The sequence below is a fragment of the Stenotrophomonas sp. LC732 genome (genome assembly GCF_052446685.1).
GTDB classification, from domain to species: Bacteria; Pseudomonadota; Gammaproteobacteria; order Xanthomonadales; family Xanthomonadaceae; genus Stenotrophomonas; species Stenotrophomonas muris.
Map to the genome: position 1 here is coordinate 4,111,062 of NZ_CP199214.1, position 16,991 is coordinate 4,128,052.

Sequence of the window (16,991 nt, forward strand, 5' to 3'; positions counted from 1 at the left end):
CGCAGCATGCAGACATCCACCCAGCTTGCGCGGCCGATCGACCGCTATTTCGCCAGCTACTCCGACGACCACCGCAATGTGATCAACCAGCGCATCCACGTGGTGGCGGTCCCGGCGATCCTGTGGTCGGTGGTGGCCCTGCTGTGGTGCCTGCCGCCGCTGATCACCTGGTTCCAGTACGGCATCTGGTCGGCGTTGGCGATGTTCAGCGCGTGGTGCTTCTACAACAAGTTGTCGCGCCCGCTGGGCATCGGCATGCTCATCCAGTTCTTCGTGTTCGGCTGCCTGTGCCGGCTGCTGGAGGCCGAGATCGGCCTGCAGGCCCTGCGCTGGCTGGCGGTGGGCGTGTTCGTGGTGGCCTGGATCGCGCAGTTCATCGGCCACAAATTCGAGGGCCGCAAGCCCAGCTTCCTGACCGACCTGACCTACCTGCTGATCGGCCCGGCCTGGGTGATGGCCAAGTTCTACCGCAAGCTGGACTGGCGCTACTGACCTGGCGGCGGCCGACAGCGGCCGTCGTTTCCTGAACGGGCGGATTCCGTCACCCGTAGTCCACGGGAGCCCTGCCAGCCTGCGCCGGTGATCCGCTCCCCATTGCCCGCCCGTCGACGGCAGCCCCTGTGCGACAGGGCCTGCGGTCTCCCTGCGTGGGCGTAGGGTGTCCCCCGAGGGCAGCCAGGGAAGGGATGCAGGAATGTGATGTTGCATCGCAGAAAAAATGAATCAGCGAACGTTACATGCAATTGATCGCTGTTCGATGGGTTTCGGCGACATTTCGCAGCCTGTTATCCTCCCTGACCTGCTCGTGAATCATGGATTCCCTGCATGCTCCCCAGCCTGCCCCTGCTGCTGGCCCTGCCGTTCCTGATGGCAGCGGCTGTTGCGGCCTTCCCCCGTAGTTCGCGCTCGACTGCTGCCTGGCTGGCGGCGCTGGCGCCGTTGGGCGGGCTGGCCATCCTCGGCTGGCTGACCCCGTCGGTGCTCGATGGCCAGGTGGTCCGCACCCTGGTGCCCTGGCTGCCGCAGCTCGGGCTGGACTTCACCCTGCGACTGGACGGGCTGGCCTGGATGTTCGCCGGGCTGGTGCTCGGCATCGGCGCGCTGGTGGTGCTGTATGCGCGCTACTACCTGAGCCAGCAGGACAACGCGCACCGCTTCTACTGCTACCTGCTGCTGTTCATGGGCGCCATGCTGGGCATGGTGCTGTCGGGCAACCTGCTGTTGCTGATGATCTTCTGGGAAATGACCAGCATCAGTTCGTTCCTGCTGATCGGCTTCTGGTCGCACCGCCAGGACGCCCGCGAAGGCGCACGCATGGCGCTGGTGATCACCGGTGGCGGTGGCCTGGCCCTGCTCGGTGGCGTGCTGCTGATCGGCCGCATCGTCGGCAGCTTCGACCTGGACGTGGTGCTGGCCGCTGGCGAGCAGATCCGCGCCAGCGCGCTGTACCCCTACGCCCTGTTCCTGGTACTGGCCGGCATCTTCACCAAGAGCGCGCAGTTCCCGTTCCACTTCTGGCTGCCGCACGCGATGGCGGCGCCGACCCCGGTCTCGGCCTACCTGCACTCGGCCACCATGGTGAAGGCCGGCGTGTTCCTGCTGGCGCGCCTGCATCCGGCACTGGCCGGCAGCGACCTGTTCTTCTACACGGTCAGCGGCATCGGCGCACTGACCCTGCTGATCGGCGCCTGGAATGCGATCTTCCAGCATGACCTGAAGGGCCTGCTGGCGTACTCGACCATTTCCCACCTGGGCCTGATCACCCTGCTGTTCGGCCTGTCCACGCCGATGGCGGTGGTGGCCGGCGTGTTCCACATCCTCAACCACGCCACCTTCAAGGCCTCGCTGTTCATGGCCGCCGGCATCATCGACCACGAGACCGGTACCCGAGACATGCGCAAGCTGGGAGGCCTGCGCAGGCTGATGCCGTTCACCAGCGCGCTGGCGATCATCGCCTCGCTGGCGATGGCTGGCATCCCCCTGCTCAATGGCTTCCTGTCCAAGGAAATGCTGTTCGCCGAAGCGATCACGGCCGGCGGCCCGGGAATCATGCGCACGGCGGTGTCGATCGCAGCGTTGCTGGCGGGCGTATTCGGGGTGGCGTACAGCCTGCGCTTCGTGCACGACACCTTCTTCGGCCCCGGCCCGCACGACCTGGACCGCGTGCCCCACGAACCGCCGCGCTGGATGAAGGTGCCGGTGGAACTGCTGGTGGTGATCTGCGTGGCGGTGGGCGTGGCACCGGCACTGACCGTAGCGCCGGTGCTGCACGCCGCTGCGGCCTCGATCCTCGGCGACGCCATGCCCGAGTACAGCCTGGCGGTATGGCACGGCTTCAACCTGCCGCTGGCGATGAGCGCGATCGGCGTGATCGGCGGCGTGGCGCTGTACTTCGGCCTGCGCAAGCTGATCAACCTGCACGCCGTGACCAACGTCAGCACTGGCCGCAATGTGTTCCATGCGCAGCTGGACGCGATCTCCGCACTGGCCATGCGCCTGACCAACGGCATCGCCAACGGCAGCCTTCAGCGCATGCTGCTGGGCCTGGTGCTGGTGGCGATCGTGGCCGCCGCCGCGCCGTTCGTGGCCAACCCCGCCTCGCCGAACTGGACCAGGCCACAGCCGATCCCGCTGCTCGGCTGGGCGCTGTGGCTGGTGATGATGGCCTGCGCGGTGGCTACCCTGCGTATCTACAAGCAGCGCCTGCTGGCGGTGCTGCTGGTCGGCGGCGTCGGCCTGATGGTGGCGCTGACCTTCGTGTTCCTGTCCGCGCCGGACCTGGCCCTGACCCAGCTGCTGGTGGAGATGGTGACCCTGGTGCTGATGCTGCTGGGCATGAACTACCTGCCTGCGCAGTCCGGGCCGGAGCGGCCGCGCTGGCGCAAGCGCCGTGACGCGGTGATCGCGATCATCGCCGGTGCCGGACTTGGCGCCTTGGCCTATTCCGCGATGACCCTGCCGCCGAACACCATGGCCGGCGAGCTGCTCGCCCGTGCCCTGCCCGAGGCCTATGGCCAGAACGTGGTCAACGTGATCCTGGTCGACTTCCGCGGCTTCGATACCTTCGGCGAGATCACCGTGTTCGGCATCGCCGCGCTGGTGGTGCATGCCCTGCTGCGGCGCACGCGGATGGCGCCGGAGCAGATCATGCCCGGCCCGCCGATCAAGCTGCCGGTGCCGGCCGACCTGGCCCAGATCATGTTCCCGCTGACCCTGACCGTGTCGATCTTCCTGTTCCTGCGCGGCCACAACGCGCCGGGTGGCGGCTTCATCGCCGGCCTGGTGCTGGCGGTGCCGCTGCTGATCCAGTACGTGATCCAGGGCACCGCGTCGGTGGAGTCGCGCTTCGGCTTCGACTACATCCGCTGCATCGGCATGGGCCTGCTGATCGCCCTGCTCAGCGGCAGCGCGTCGATGCTGTTCGGCGTGCCGTTCCTGACCAGCGGCCACCTCGACCTGCACCTGCCGCTGATCGGCGACGTGCCGCTGGCCAGTGCGATTGGTTTTGACATCGGCGTCTATCTGGTGGTGTTCGGCGGTGCCATGCTGATGCTGTCGATGATGGGCACGATCAAGCCATCGCGTACCCGTACCGCCCGCAAGGGTGAGATCGACCTGCAACGCCGCTCGGCACGCACCGGGGAGATGCACTGATGGAACTGGCCCTGGCTACCGCGATCGGCGTGCTGACCGCCATCGGCATCTACCTGCTGCTGCGTGCGCGCAGCTTCGATGTGATCCTCGGCATGACCTTCCTGTCCTATGCGACCAACCTGCTGATCTTCGCCGGTGGCCGCGTGGTGCTGGGCAAGGCGCCGGTACTGCAGGACGGCGTGGACAGCCACCTGGGCAACTACACCGACCCGCTGCCGCAGGCGCTGGTGTTGACCGCGATCGTGATCGCCTTCGCGATGACCGCGGTGAGCATCGTGCTGGCCATGCGCAGCCGCAGCGACAACCACAGCGACCATGTGGACGCCCACGAGCCGGATGACGACCTGCAGGATGAGCGCGTTCCACCACGCCAGGGCGAGGACCGCGCATGAACCACCTGGTGATCCTGCCGATCCTGATTCCGCTGCTGGGTGCGGCACTGTCGCTGTTCGTCGAACACCGCCGCTATGGCCCCAGGGTGCAGCGCGCGGTGGCCTGGACCGCGCTGTCGGCGCTGGCGCTGGCGGTGGGCCTGCTGTTTGCCACCACCGCCAGTGGTGAGATCAGCGTCTACCTGCTGGGCGACTGGCCGTCGCGGCTGGGCATCGCGCTGGTGGCCGACCGGCTGTCGGCGTGGATGCTGCTGACCACCCTGCTGCTGGCCATTCCCTGCCTGCTGCACGCCTGTTCGGGCTGGGACCGCCGCGCACCGCACTTCCATGCGCTGTTCCAGTTCCAGCTGGTCGGCCTCAACGGTGCGTTCCTGACCGGCGACATCTTCAACCTGTTCGTGTTCTTCGAGGTGATGCTGATCGCCTCCTACGGCCTGCTGCTCAGTGGTGGCCGCGGCCTGCGCATGCGCATCGGCCTGCACTACGTGGTGTTCAACGTCACCGCCTCGACCCTGTTCCTGATCGCGCTGGGCCTGCTGTACGCCACGCTGGGTTCGCTGAACATGGCCGAGCTGTCGCAGCGCATCGCCGAGGTACCGCCGGCGCAGCTGACCCTGGTGAAGGCGACGATGGGCCTGTTGCTGCTGGTGTTCTGCGCCAAGGCCGCCCTGATGCCGCTGTACCTGTGGCTGCCGGAAGCCTATTCACGCGCACCGGCGGCGGTGGCTGCGCTGTTCGCGATCATGACCAAGGTCGGCCTGTACTCGGTGCTGCGCATCCAGATGCTGTGGTTCGGCGACGATGCCGGCGCGATGGCCGGCTACGGCCGTGACTGGCTGCTGTGGGCCGGTGTGGCGACGCTGGTGCTGGGCGGCCTGGGCGCCCTCGCCGCGACCCGCCTGCGCGTGCTGATCTCCTACCTGGTGATCGTGTCGGCAGCCACGCTGTTCATCGCCTTCTCGGTCGGCACACCGCAGGTGCTGTCGGCCGGCCTGTACTACCTGCCGCACAGCAGCTTCGTCGCCGCCGCGCTGTTCCTGATCGCCGACCTGATCCGCCGTCGTCGCGGCGGTGCCAGCGACCGCAAGGAAGTGGTCGCGCCGATGCCGGGCAAGGAGACACCCGCCGTGCTGTTCCTGATCGGCGCGGTGTCGGTGGCCGGCCTGCCGCCGCTGTCCGGTTTCCTGGCCAAGGCCGCACTGCTGGCCGGCATGCCGGCGCAGTACACCGCTCCGGTCTGGACCGCGGTGCTGGTCAGCAGCCTGCTGGTGATCATGGGCCTGACCCGCGGCGGCATCCGCCTGTTCTGGCGCGTGCCGCCTGTCGATCCGGAGGCACCGAAGCCGCGCAAGGCTCCTCTGCGCCGGGTGGAGCTGTACGCCGCGTGCATCCTGCTGGCCTACGGTATCGCCATGACCCTGGCCGCTGCACCGTTGATGCGCTACACCGACGCCACCGCCGCACAGCTGCTGCAACCGGGCGAGTACGTGCAGCAGCTGCGCGCGACCGCACCGGAGATCCGCCAGCCATGACCGCCCAGCGCTCCCTGTTCCGTCGCCTGATTCCCTCGCCAATGCTCAGCATCATGGTGGTGGCGTTCTGGCTGCTGATGTCCGACAGCTTCACCCTCGGCCAGATCGTGCTGGGGCTGGTGCTGGGCGTGGTGGTGCCGCTGTTCGCCGCACGCCTGGACCGCGAGTTCGCGCGCATCGGCACGTTGCGGCCGCTGCCCAAGCTGGTATGCGTGACCCTGTGGGACATCCTGATGTCCAACATCCGCGTGGCCCTGCAGGTGCTGGGCCCGGAGAAGAAGATTCACCCCGGTTTCATCTGGCTGCCGCTGGACATCGCCAACATCCACGGCATCGCGGCGCTGACCAGCATGATCACGCTGACCCCGGGCACGGTCTCGGCCGCGCTCAGCGACGACCGCAAGTTCCTGCTGGTGCACGTGCTGCACCTGGAGGACCCACAGGACCTGATCGATACGATCAAGCGCCGCTACGAGGCGCCGTTGATGGAGATCTTCCCATGACTGGATTCCAGATCATCCAGACCACGCTGGTGGTGTGCATGCACGTGGTCGGCCTGGCCATGCTGCTGGCCACCTGGCGCCTGCTGCGCGGACCGACCGTGCCCGACCGCATCCTCGCACTGGACACGTTGTCGGTGACCGCCATTGCCGAGCTGATGCTGTTCGGCATGTACCTCAACTCCGCGATCTACTTCGAAGCCGCACTGGTCATCGCCATGCTCGGCTTCGGCAGCACCGTGGTGCTGAGCAAGTTCGTGCTGCGCCGGGACATCGTCGAATGATCACCGCGATCCAGATCGGCCTGTCGATCCTGCTGCTGTTCGGCTGCTTCTTCATCCTGGTCGGCGCACTGGGGCTGGTGAAGCTGTCCACGTTCTTCAAGCGCCTGCACGCGCCGACCAAGGCCAGCACGCTGGGCGTGGGCTGCGTGCTGGTGTGCTCGGTCTGCTACCACATCTTCCTGGGCCAGGACCCGCAGCCGCGCGAGCTGCTGATCACCGTATTCCTGTTCATCACCGCGCCGATCAGCGCCCACATGATGGCCAAGGCGGCGCTGTCGCTGCTGATGGAAACCCGTCCCAGCCTGCCGGGCAACGAGCCGGCTGCCGAGGAACAGCTTCCGCCGCCGGAACCGGCGCGGGAAGAGGAAGCCACGCAGAACCGGTAGTGCCGGCCGCTGGCCGGCAGTGGCAAGGGTTCCGTCAGAGGCAGTGAGGTTACCGGCCAGCGGCCGGAACTACCTCATGCCGCGCCGACCAGCAGCAGCTCCAGCACGAACCAGCCGGCGAACGCGACCAGCAGGATTCCGCCTTCACTGCGGCTGATCTTCAGATCGCCACGCAGCATCGGGTACAGCACCAGGGCGAACGCCAGCAGTGCCGGCAGTTCCAGGCGCACGAACGAGGCCGGCAACGCCAACGGCTGCAATACCGCCATCGCCCCGATCACCAGCAGCAGGTTGACCACGCTGGAGCCCAGCACGTGGCCAAGCACCATGTCGCCGTGGCCGCGACGCGCGGCAGCAATTGCGGTTGCCACCTCCGGCAGTGCGGTGCCGATCGCCACCGGCAGCAGACCGACCAGCAGCGGTGTCCAGCCCAGCGCGGCACCGAAGTCAGCGGCGGCGCCCACGACGAGGCGCGCGCCCCAGTACAGCGTCAGCGCTGCGATCAGCACCCGCAGCACGTTCAACGGCAGGCTGGTGCGGCTCAGGGCGGACTCGGCGATGGCCGCCTGCACCTCGGCACGCTCAACGCGGCCGCGGCGCAGCAGCAGCACCTGCATGACGATGAAGCCTGCCACCAGCACGCCGCCTTCCCAGCGCGCCAGGCGACCATCCAGCCCGAACAGGACCAGCAGCACGCCGGCCACCAGCAGCGACCACCACAGCACCGTCTGCAGGCGCGCGCGCAGCAACAGGGGCGCGGCGATGGCTGCCACCGCCAGGGTGAAGCCCAGGTTGGCGATGCTGCTGCCCACGGCATTGCCCAGTGCCAGCTCCGGTTGGCCGACCGCCAGCGCACGCGCATTGACCGCCAGTTCCGGCAACGAGGTGGTCACCCCGAGCAGCAGCAGCCCGGCAGTGAACGGGCTGGCACCGAAGCGCTGGGCCAGGCCGGACACGGCCTTGACGATGGAATCCCCGCCCAGCGCCAGCAACAGCAGGCCGAGCAGGAACCAGGCAATGGCAATGGCGATCATCGAGCACTCCCCAGCAGTGGTGGCGCGATTCTACGCTTGGCCCGAGCGCATCGCTGGGCGGTGGATCAAGGATCAGCCACAGCCTTCGGCGTAATCGACCTGCGGGGTCTGGCCGACGCGCCAGGCGCTGACCCGACCATCGGCGCCGAGCGCGAAGTCGATGACCGCCCCGCCTTCCTGCGCCGGTCGCACGCGCAGGTGCTGCGCCTTCTCGTCGTACTTGTCAGGGCCGACGTCGGCGCGCTCGGGGTACAGCACCTGCAGCTCGCCCAGGGTCATGCCGACCTTGCCGCCACCCGGAGCGACGATCGCCGCACTGCGCACGTCGTAGCGCACCAGCTTGCGTGCCTCGATCATCAGGCGAGGGTCTTCGGCGCCCTGCGGACGCAGGAAGTAGCAGCCGTCGTTGCTGTCGTCGGCCGGCAGGGGCTTGCCATTGGCGTCGGTGCCCAGTCCCTGCAGCGGCGTGCCGAAGCCGCTGCGGACCTCGGCGATGCCGGCGCCCAGCGTGACGCCGCCGAAGCCGTCCAGGCGCGCTGGACTGTCCTTGCGGAGGTCGTTGGCCGGGCGGGCGGCCAGGTCGGGATCCGCCGACTGCGCGGGCCCGGTCGCCGAGGCGGTTTCGGCCGGGGTGTCGCTGCCACTGCCGGCCGCCCCCTGCTTGTCGGGGCCAGCACTGCAGGCGGTGAGCGAAAGGAGCAACAGACCAGCAAGCGGAAGGTGCTTCATCGGTGCGGTTCCCTGGCACGAAGATGGCTGCACGCTAGCCCATCCCGTGTGCAGGCGCTGCATTGTCATCGCGGTTTCATCGCCTTCGTTCAGGCTCGGCGTGCACCGACTTGGCTGTCCCTTCCATGCAACCGCGCAAGACCGAACTCGCCCGAACCGCGCTGCAGGCCCATCGCGCGCCGCTGGACATGCGCCAGCGGCGGCTGCTGATCCTGTGCGACGGCCAGCGCAGCATCGCCGACCTGACCGGCCTGCTCGGCCAGGACGCGCCCGCCATGGTCATCCAGCTGGTGCAGGCCGGCTACCTGAGCACCGGTACCGGCGCCACAGCCGCACCGCCACCACCCGCAGACGCGGCAGCACCGGCACCCACCACGCCGGCGGCGGCACCGGCTGCACCCGCAACCGGCAGCGAGCGCCGCCGCTCGCTGGTGGCCGCGCGCATCTATGTACTGGGCATCCTGGAAATGCAGCGCCACCCGCAGGCGGCGGCGCTGTTCCGCGACCTGCAGCAGGCGCGCGCCGAAAGTGAAGTACTGCAGGTGCTGCACTCGGCGATGCAGATGCTGCCCGGGCTGACCTCGGAGGGTTATTGCCAGCGTGTGCGGCAACGCCTGCTGGAAGCGCTGCCGCTGGAGCATTGCGACGCGTTCACCGAGGCCGCCTGAAGAAAAAGGGGACGGAGGGGATTAAGTCGTTTCAGGCACACGTGTGCTGATTGCGGCTTAATCCCCTCCGTCCCCTTTTCCGGGTCAGCGGTAGTTGTTGCGCAGGCCGTTCCAGCACTGCTGGTAATCGCCCTGGCGATGGCCGGCGGCCAGCGCCTGCGCGGTCGGGCGGATCACCGCGCGGGTCTCGAACATGAAGGCCATCGTGTCCTTGATCACATCGGCCTTGGACAGATCGGCATTGGAGGCCTTGTCGAAGGTCGGCGCATCCGGGCCATGACCGCTCATGCAGTTGTGCAGCGATGCGCCACCCGGCACGAAGCCTTCGGCCTTGGCGTCGTAGGCGCCATGCACCAGGCCCATGAACTCGCTGGCGATGTTGCGGTGGAACCACGGCGGGCGGAACGTGTTCTGCGCCACCAGCCAGCGCGGCGGGAAGATCGCGAAGTCCATGTTGCTGGTGCCGGGTGTGTCGCTGGGCGAATGCAGCACCAGGAAGATCGACGGGTCCGGATGGTCGTAGCTGATCGAACCGATGGTGTTGAAGCGACGCAGGTCGTAGCGGTACGGCGCGTAATTGCCGTGCCAGGCCACCACGTCCAGCGGCGAATGGTCGATCGGCGCGCGCCACAGGCGGCCCTCGAACTTGGCGATCAGTTCGAAATCGCCATCGACATCCTCGAACGCCGCGTGCGGGGTCTCGAAGTCACGCGGGTTGGCCAGGCCGTTGGAACCGATCGGGCCAAGGTCGGGCAGCTTCAGCAGCGCGCCGTAGTTCTCGCAGATGTAGCCGCGGCTCGGGCCATCGGGAAGTTCCACGCGGAACCGCACGCCGCGCGGGATCACCGCGATCTGCTGCGGCTCGATCTCGATCACGCCCAGCTCGGTCAGCAGGCGCAGTGCGCCCAGCTGAGGCACGATCAGCAGTTCACCGTCGGCGTCGTAAAAGTAGCGGCCGACCATGTCGCGGTTGGCAGCGTAAAGGTGGATGCCCACGCCGGCATGCGCGTCGGGCGAGCCGTTGCCACCCATCGTGTACAGGCCTTCGACAAAGTCGGTCGGCAGCTCCGGCAGCGGCAGCGGGCTCCAGCGCAGCTGGTTCGGTGAAGCCGGCTGTGCGCCGAAATCACACTGCAGCTGCGACTGCGCGAACGGAGTGAACTCGCCATGGGTCACCGCGGGGCGGATCCGGTACAGCCAGCTGCGGCGATTGCTGCCGCGCGGCGCGGTGAAGGCGGTGCCGGTCAGCTGTTCGGCGTACAGGCCGTGGGCCACCTTCTGCGGTGAGTTCTGCCCGACCGGCAGCGCGCCGGCGACGGCCTCGGTGGCGAATTCGTTGCCGAAGCCGGACTGGTAGCCGCGGGCGGTGATGGCGGGGGACATGGGAACTCCAGAGATTGCCGGCCAGCGGCCGGCACTACCATTCGGACAGGCAATGCCGGCGGGACGCTGACATTGCCTGCGGACCTTACAGCACGCCGCGGCGGATCTGGTCGCGCTCGATGCTTTCAAACAGCGCGGTGAAGTTGCCTTCGCCGAAGCCTTCGTTGCCCTTGCGCTGGATGATCTCGAAGAAGATCGGGCCAATGCAGTTCTGGGTGAAGATCTGCAGCAGCTTGCGCTGGTGGGTTTCCGGATCGGCGTCGATCAGGATCTTGTTCCTGGCCAGGCGCGCCACGTCTTCACCGTGGTTCGGCACGCGCTGGTCGATCACGTCGAAATAGGTTTCCGGCGTGTCGAGGAAATCCACGCCCTGCGCGCGCATCGCTTCGACGGTCTCGTAGATGTTCTCGGTGAAGCAGGCGATGTGCTGGATGCCCTCGCCCTTGTACGCGTCCAGGTACTCGTTGATCTGGCTCTTCGGGTCGGACGATTCGTTCAGCGGGATGCGCACGATGCCGTCCGGTGCGGTCATCGCCTTGGACACCAGGCCGGTCTTCAGGCCCTTGATGTCGAAGTAGCGGATCTCGCGGAAGTTGAACAGGCGCTCGTAGTAGTCCGACCACTGCTGCATGTTGCCGAAGTACAGGTTGTGGGTCAGGTGGTCGATGAAGGTCAGGCCGAAGCCGAACGGGTGCAGGTCGGCCCCTGCGATCGGCTCGTAGTCGCCGTCGTAGATGCTGCCGGCGCTGCCATAGCGGTCGACCAGGTACAGCATGCAGTCGCCGATGCCCTTGATGACCGGCGCGCTGACCGCCTTGCTGTCCGGCTTGAAGGCGATGGCTTCGGCGCCGTTGCCCAGCGCGGTCTGGTAGACCTCCTGGCCCGGCTTCTTGAAGCGGATGGCAAAGCCACAGGCGCAGGGGCCATGCTTTTCGGCGAAGTCGGCGGCGAACGAATCGGGGTCTTCGTTGACCAGGAAGTTGACGTCGCCCTGGCGATAGACGGTAATCGGACGCTGCTTGTGCTTGAGCACCGCGCTGAAGCCCATCTTCCGGAAGTACTCGTGCAGCTCCTGGCCACGGCCGGCCGGGGCGGCGAATTCGACGAACTCGAAGCCGTCGATGCCCATCGGGTTCTCGAAGGTGGTGACCTGCATGCCGGGGTTGGGATGCGAGGCGGTCGGGACTGCGGTATTCATGGCGTGGCTCCGAATCGGTACCGCATCGGTACAAACCAGGTGCGGGCAGGTAGGGACCCGGCGAGAATGCAGGGTCTGGACCCACCCCTTATAGTTACACTTGAAACCACCAGCAAGGTGCACCGCAACATGAGCCCCGCCGATCCCGTTTCGACCCGCCTGCGTGCCTCGCACGTCCTGCTCGACCTGGAACAGTTCCTGCCGTACCGGCTGAGCGTGCTGTCCAACCGGGTCAGCGGCAACATCGCCAAGCTGTACGGCGATCGTTACGGTCTGGCGATCCCCGAGTGGCGGGTCATCACCATCCTGGCGCTGTACCCGGGCTCCTCGGCCAGCGAGGTCTCCGACCGCACGGCGATGGACAAGGTGGCGGTCAGCCGCGCCGTGGCCCGCCTGCTGGAGCGCGGCTTCATCAAGCGCGAGACCCACGGCGACGATCGCCGCCGCTCGGTGCTGGCGCTGTCGGCCGCCGGTTTCGAGGTGTACGAGACCATCGCGCCGATGGTGATCGAGATCACCCGCAAGCTGATGTCGGTGCTGAGCGAAGAGGAAGAGCAGGTGCTGGAAAAGCTGATCCTGCGCCTGGCCGGCGAAGGCCTGGAGCGGATGGGCGAAGGCGTCTGAAAGAAAAGGGGACGGAGGGGATTAAGTCGCTTTGGACACACCTGTGCTGATTGCGGCTTAATCCCCTCCGTCCCCTTTTTTCAGCTGAGGTGCTTGCGGCGTGCGTGGATCCACGGCACGGCCAGTGCTGCGATGGCGCCGCCGGCGAAGCCCAGCGAGGCGGCCACCGTCGCTGCTTCGACCGCCCCCGGCAGCGCCAGCGCCGCCGCCACCAGCAGCAACGACGGCAGGCCGACGAAGGTGCCCAGGAAGAAGTGCCAGCGCGGTGACCAGGTGTTGAGCTGCAGCAGGCTGACCGGCTGCCAGGCGTCAGAGGCGGCGTCCTCGGCGATCTTCGCCACGGCCTTGGCCAGGTCCACTTCCGGCAGCGCGCGCCCCAGGCGGGCGGTCGCCAGCAGCTCGGCCACCGCTTCCACCGGCGGGAAGCTGGACGGCCACGCAACCGGCGCCGGCACGCCGTAGGCGGTCAGCAGCGGCACGCTCAACCACGGCGCCACCAGCGGGCGCATGCGGCGGCGCCCGTGCACGCACCAGATCTGCGGCTGGCCGTGCGCAGTGACGCTGTACAGCGCCAGTTCGTTGGCCGGCGGATAGCCGAGCATGGTCACCCGCGCGGCCAGGCTGTCCTGGCCCATCGCGCGCAGGAAGCCGGGGCGGCTGCGACCTTCCTGCATCCACGCCAGGCCCAGTGCGCCCACCAGATACGCCTCGGCGACATCCTTGCTGCCGGCCGTGGCGCGCTCGTCACTGGCCAGATACCACGCCAGTGATTTCGGTTCGGCCGCATCGTCCAGGCCCCAGCGGCTGTCGTCACCCAACACATGGCGCACCGGCAGTCGCGCGGGGGCGGTCTCGCCACGCTCGCCGGTCTGCAGGAAGGGCAGCACGCCCTGGATGAAGGTGGACAGCTCGATCGCGCGCGCGCCGTGGCCCTGCCATTCGGGCGGCAGCAGCCCGGCCAGCTGGCCTTCGGCGGCCAGCGCATCAAGCCGGGACTTCTGCTCGACCAGCTTCTGCACCGCCCCCTTCAGCACCACGTTGTCGGGCAGCGCGATCTGCGGCAGGCGATGGCGTGGCGGCGCCAGGTCGACGCTGTCCTCTCCGGTACCGGCGTCATCCAGCAGCGCTTCCTGCGGCGGCAGGGTCACGCCCTCGCCTGCCCCACCCTCGGCCAGGTCGCTGGCGGGTTCGGGCAATCGTTCGGCGTGGTCGCTGTGCATGGGCGTTCCGGAAGGTTGCATCGACGGGATGTCGACTGAGGTCCTTGCCGGTAACGGCGTGCTCACGGTGAAGTTGAGACGCCGATTCAGAGAGTGTGACGGTGCGCGCAGTAGATCCGCGCCAGGCGTGGATGCGCCTCAGTGCCGACCAACGGTAGGCGCCCACTGCTTGAGGAAGGCACTCACACGCGCAGGCTGGAACGCCTCGCCCCTGCGCAGCTCGCCGGTGGCCTGCGATACCAGCAGGCCGCCATCTGCATCGAGCACCAGCAGGTACGGGTAGTCGCGAGCCATCACCGGGTACTGGGCGAAGAAGGCGGTGTTGGGCTGCTCGTCGCTGGCGTTGACCTTCACCCACACGTAGTGGGCATCGCGGAAGCGACGCAGGTCGCCGTTGCCTTCCACCACGTCGTCCAGCGCCCGGCAGCGCTCACAGGCGGCGTTGCCGACCTCCAGCAGGATCCGCTTCTTGCCACGCTGGGCTTCCACCTTGGCGGTGGCCAGGTCGTCGGCGGGGTTGCGGGCCGGGTCGAACTGCGCGCCGAGCCCGGCGATGGCGGCGATGTCCGCCGCCACCGGGGTGTTGCCCGAGGCCACCGGTTCGCTGGGGTCAGCAACCGGTGGCTCGGTGGGTCGGGTATCCAGGGGCTGCGTGGGCTCGGCGGCGGCAGGCGGTTGCGGTTGCGAACAGGCGCCGATCAGCGCCGCACAGACCACCACCATTGCACCACCGAGCTTGCTGCGCATGCCTTCTACCCTCTCATCATTACTTGACGCCGTGCATCAGCTTGTTGATCAGCGGGGCGATCAGGAACAGCACCACGCCGGAGCCGATCAGGGCCCAGAACCCGAAGGTATACCCCTTCAGGGCCGACTCGACCGTCATGCCGCCTTCACCACTGACCACGCCGGCGAAGATGCCCGACAGGTTGTTGCCGATGCCGGTGGACAGGAACCAGCCACCCATGCCGAAGCCGACCAGGCGCACCGGGGCCAGCTTGGTCACCATCGACAGGCCGATCGGCGACAGGCACAGCTCACCCACCGACTGGATGACGTAGACCATGAACAGGGTCCAGAACGGGATCTTGCCGTCAACGACCATCTGCGACAGGGCGAACATCAGCAGGGCGAAGGCGGCGCCGTTGAACAGCAGGCCCAGGCCGAACTTGCGCGGGATGGACGGATTGGCGCGGCCCATGGCCACCCAGATCCAGGCGATGACCGGTGCCAGGGTGATGATGGCCACCGAGTTGACCGACTGGAACCACGCGGTCGGGAAGGTCCAGTCACCGAACTGGCGGTTGACGATGTTCTCGGCCAGGAAGGTGAACGAGCTGCCGGCCTGTTCGAAGAACATCCAGAACATCACGTTGAAGGCGAAGATGATCAGCATGGCGATCACGCGGTCGCGCTGCACCTTGCCTTCGCGGATGCCCTCGACCAGCAGCAGGACGGCCAGCGCGGTGAACATCGCGCCCAGGATCCAGGCCAGCGCGGTGGCACCGGTAGCCAGCAGGAAGTACGCCACCGGGATGGCGACCACGGCACCGGCCAGCACCATGATGATGCGGCCGAAGCCTTCAGCGCCGGCCGGCGGTGCACCGATGCCCTTCAGGCCGGCGCGACCGATGTAGAACCACACCAGCGAGATCAGCATGCCCACGCCCGAGGCGATGAACACGACCTTGTAGGACGGCATCGCGTCGGTACCGAACACCTTGCGGGCCAGGTACTCGGTCAGCACCGGGGCGATCATCGCGCCGATGTTGATGCCCATGTAGAAGATGGTGAAGCCGGAGTCGCGGCGCTCGTCCTTCAGGCCGTACAGCTTGCCGACCATGGTCGAGATGTTGGGCTTGAACAGGCCGTTGCCTACGATGATCGTGGCCAGGCCAAGCTTGAAGATGTGCTCCTGCGGCAGCGAGATCATGAACAGGCCGGCGGCCATGATGATCGCGCCGGTCAGGATCGAGCGCTGGTAGCCCAGTACCCGGTCGGCCACGTAGCCACCGAAGATCGCCGCGGCGTATACCAGGGCCAGGTAGGCGCCATAGATGCGGCTGGCGTCGCCTTCACCGGCAGCGCTGCCGTTGTAGAACTGGGCGACGATGTACAGCACCAACGCCCAGCGGATGCCGTAGAACGCAAAGCGCTCCCAGAACTCGGTCATGAACAGCATCCACAACGGGCGCGGGTGGCCCAGCGTGGTCTTGAAGTCCGGCAGCGCCGGCTCTGGGGTGTTCGCAGTGGCGTTTACGCTCATGCGGATTTCCTGGTTCGGTGGATGACGAGCACGTCCGCTGTGCAGTTGGAGCAACGCGCGAGGATCACCGACTTCTGCCGTTCACGTCAAATACACGCCGTTTGAGGCAGGTGCCAGCCTGCTCGCTGAACTTGCATCTGAAACGATCCAGCCAATGGCCGGGGTCCAAGCTGAATGGGGGTCAGCCCAGTTCTGCCGGGGGTGCCGCCTGCAGGCTGGTGCGCACCTGGAACAGTTCGGGGAAGAAGGTCAGCTCCAGCGCCTTGGCGAGGAAGCCCACGCCGGACGAGCCGCCGGTGCCGCGCTTGAAGCCGATCACGCGCATCACCGTGCGCATGTGTCGGAATCGCCACAGCTGGAAGGCGGTCTCCAGGTCCACCAGGTCCTCGCACAGCGCGTACTCGCGCCAGTAGCGGTCGGTGTCCTGGTAGATGCGCTCGAAGACCGGCTGCAGCGCGTCGTCGGCCACATGCGGCTGGGTCCAGTCGTGGGATTCGTACACCGCCGGCACGGCATGGCCGAAGCGGGCCAGGTACTTCAGGAATTCCTCGTACAGGCTCGGCGCCTCCAGCACGGTGCGCAGCTGCGCCTGCCCGGCCGGGTCGTGCTCGAACACCTGCAGCATCTGCGCGTTCTTGTTGCCCAGCAGGAACTCGATGTAGCGGTACTGCAGCGACTGGAAGCCCGACGATGGGCCCAGCACGTCGCGGAAGCCCATGTATTCGGACGGGGTCAGCGTTTCCAGCACCGACCACTGCTCGGTGAGCTGGCGCAGCACCTGCTTGCTGCGCGCCAGCACCTTGCGGCACTGCCAGACTTCATCGCGCTGCAGGAAGCCGATTGCGGCACGCAGCTCATGGCCCAGCAGCTTCAGCCACAGCTCCGAGGTCTGGTGCTGGATGATGAAGAGCATCTCGTCGTGGTGCGGCGGGTTGGACAGCGGCTGCTGCGCGCTGAGCAGCTGGTCCAGCCGCAGGTAGCCGCCGTAGGTCAGGCGTCCCTGCAGGTCGGTGTGGATGCCGGCTTCGAGATCGCGTTGGTTGTTGTCGACGGACATGGGCGGGACCAGATCGGGGGCGGCAAGGGTAGCGCGTTGCCGCCGCGCTGGCAGCCGCCGGGTC

Annotated in this window: 17 protein-coding genes; 9 read left to right on the top strand and 8 right to left on the bottom strand. The window is 67.4% G+C overall.

Features of this window, described 5'->3' with window-relative positions; translation table 11 throughout:
• Nucleotides 1–6 precede the first annotated feature (6 nt).
• The 7 genes from ACT6SE_RS19435 to ACT6SE_RS19465 all read left to right on the top strand — a co-directional run bounded on the left by ACT6SE_RS19435 (nucleotide 7) and on the right by ACT6SE_RS19465 (nucleotide 6,748).
• Entirely contained in the window at nucleotides 7–492 is a 486-nt protein-coding gene (locus ACT6SE_RS19435; RefSeq protein WP_014648674.1) for an Mpo1 family 2-hydroxy fatty acid dioxygenase, read from the top strand.
• 333 nt (nucleotides 493–825) lie between these two features.
• The gene (locus tag ACT6SE_RS19440) at nucleotides 826–3,654 is read left to right on the top strand and encodes a monovalent cation/H+ antiporter subunit A (protein ID WP_014648675.1); all 2,829 of its coding nucleotides are present in this window, start codon (nucleotides 826–828) and stop codon (nucleotides 3,652–3,654) included.
• Nucleotides 3,654–4,046 carry a Na+/H+ antiporter subunit C gene (locus tag ACT6SE_RS19445; protein WP_046432880.1) on the top strand — a complete coding sequence of 131 codons (393 nt, stop codon included), beginning with the start codon at nucleotides 3,654–3,656 and terminating at the stop codon, nucleotides 4,044–4,046. Before ACT6SE_RS19440 ends, ACT6SE_RS19445 begins: the two co-directional genes overlap by 1 nt.
• The gene (locus ACT6SE_RS19450) at nucleotides 4,043–5,578 is read left to right on the top strand and encodes a monovalent cation/H+ antiporter subunit D (protein WP_046432882.1); all 1,536 of its coding nucleotides are present in this window, start codon (nucleotides 4,043–4,045) and stop codon (nucleotides 5,576–5,578) included. The genes ACT6SE_RS19445 and ACT6SE_RS19450 overlap by 4 nt, the downstream gene beginning before the upstream one ends.
• Nucleotides 5,575–6,081, top strand: a complete 507-nt coding sequence (locus ACT6SE_RS19455; protein ID WP_032957141.1) for a Na+/H+ antiporter subunit E — start codon at nucleotides 5,575–5,577, stop codon at nucleotides 6,079–6,081. Before ACT6SE_RS19450 ends, ACT6SE_RS19455 begins: the two co-directional genes overlap by 4 nt.
• On the top strand, nucleotides 6,078–6,362 hold the full coding sequence (locus ACT6SE_RS19460; RefSeq protein ID WP_006399171.1) for a K+/H+ antiporter subunit F: 285 nt from the start codon (nucleotides 6,078–6,080) through the stop codon (nucleotides 6,360–6,362). Before ACT6SE_RS19455 ends, ACT6SE_RS19460 begins: the two co-directional genes overlap by 4 nt.
• Nucleotides 6,359–6,748 carry a Na+/H+ antiporter subunit G gene (locus ACT6SE_RS19465; RefSeq protein ID WP_014648679.1) on the top strand — a complete coding sequence of 130 codons (390 nt, stop codon included), beginning with the start codon at nucleotides 6,359–6,361 and terminating at the stop codon, nucleotides 6,746–6,748. Before ACT6SE_RS19460 ends, ACT6SE_RS19465 begins: the two co-directional genes overlap by 4 nt.
• Before the next feature lie 74 nt (nucleotides 6,749–6,822).
• On the opposite strand, the gene ACT6SE_RS19470 is transcribed toward ACT6SE_RS19465, so the two are convergent.
• A complete protein-coding gene (locus ACT6SE_RS19470; RefSeq protein WP_046432887.1) occupies nucleotides 6,823–7,782 on the bottom strand; it encodes a sodium:calcium antiporter in 960 nt (319 codons plus the stop codon).
• A gap of 72 nt (nucleotides 7,783–7,854) precedes the next feature.
• The gene (locus tag ACT6SE_RS19475; protein WP_046432891.1) at nucleotides 7,855–8,511 is read right to left on the bottom strand and encodes a hypothetical protein; all 657 of its coding nucleotides are present in this window, start codon (nucleotides 8,509–8,511) and stop codon (nucleotides 7,855–7,857) included.
• A gap of 125 nt (nucleotides 8,512–8,636) precedes the next feature.
• Between ACT6SE_RS19475 and ACT6SE_RS19480 the strand changes: the two genes are divergently transcribed.
• A complete protein-coding gene (locus tag ACT6SE_RS19480) occupies nucleotides 8,637–9,179 on the top strand; it encodes a hypothetical protein (protein WP_046432894.1) in 543 nt (180 codons plus the stop codon).
• A gap of 84 nt (nucleotides 9,180–9,263) precedes the next feature.
• On the opposite strand, the gene hmgA is transcribed toward ACT6SE_RS19480, so the two are convergent.
• Complete coding sequence (hmgA, locus tag ACT6SE_RS19485; protein WP_032957134.1) at nucleotides 9,264–10,562, bottom strand: homogentisate 1,2-dioxygenase; 1,299 nt, start codon at nucleotides 10,560–10,562, stop codon at nucleotides 9,264–9,266.
• 85 nt (nucleotides 10,563–10,647) lie between these two features.
• Nucleotides 10,648–11,760 (bottom strand): 4-hydroxyphenylpyruvate dioxygenase, encoded by a 1,113-nt coding sequence (hppD, locus tag ACT6SE_RS19490; protein ID WP_014648684.1) that lies wholly within the window; start codon nucleotides 11,758–11,760, stop codon nucleotides 10,648–10,650.
• Nucleotides 11,761–11,889: 129 nt separating this feature from the next.
• Here hppD and ACT6SE_RS19495 point away from each other — a divergent pair, with 129 nt between their 5' ends.
• A complete protein-coding gene (locus ACT6SE_RS19495; RefSeq protein ID WP_014648685.1) occupies nucleotides 11,890–12,384 on the top strand; it encodes a MarR family winged helix-turn-helix transcriptional regulator in 495 nt (164 codons plus the stop codon).
• Nucleotides 12,385–12,464: 80 nt separating this feature from the next.
• Here the strand turns inward: ACT6SE_RS19495 and ACT6SE_RS19500 are convergent, their stop codons facing one another.
• The 4 genes from ACT6SE_RS19500 to ACT6SE_RS19515 form a co-directional block, all read right to left on the bottom strand.
• Complete coding sequence (locus ACT6SE_RS19500; protein WP_046432896.1) at nucleotides 12,465–13,604, bottom strand: hypothetical protein; 1,140 nt, start codon at nucleotides 13,602–13,604, stop codon at nucleotides 12,465–12,467.
• A gap of 138 nt (nucleotides 13,605–13,742) precedes the next feature.
• Nucleotides 13,743–14,351, bottom strand: coding sequence for a thioredoxin family protein (locus ACT6SE_RS19505; protein WP_046432898.1), 609 nt, complete (start codon nucleotides 14,349–14,351; stop codon nucleotides 13,743–13,745).
• Nucleotides 14,352–14,370: 19 nt separating this feature from the next.
• Complete coding sequence (locus tag ACT6SE_RS19510; protein ID WP_005411345.1) at nucleotides 14,371–15,870, bottom strand: peptide MFS transporter; 1,500 nt, start codon at nucleotides 15,868–15,870, stop codon at nucleotides 14,371–14,373.
• A gap of 181 nt (nucleotides 15,871–16,051) precedes the next feature.
• A complete protein-coding gene (locus tag ACT6SE_RS19515) occupies nucleotides 16,052–16,927 on the bottom strand; it encodes a tryptophan 2,3-dioxygenase (protein WP_046432899.1) in 876 nt (291 codons plus the stop codon).
• Nucleotides 16,928–16,991: the final 64 nt, after the last annotated feature.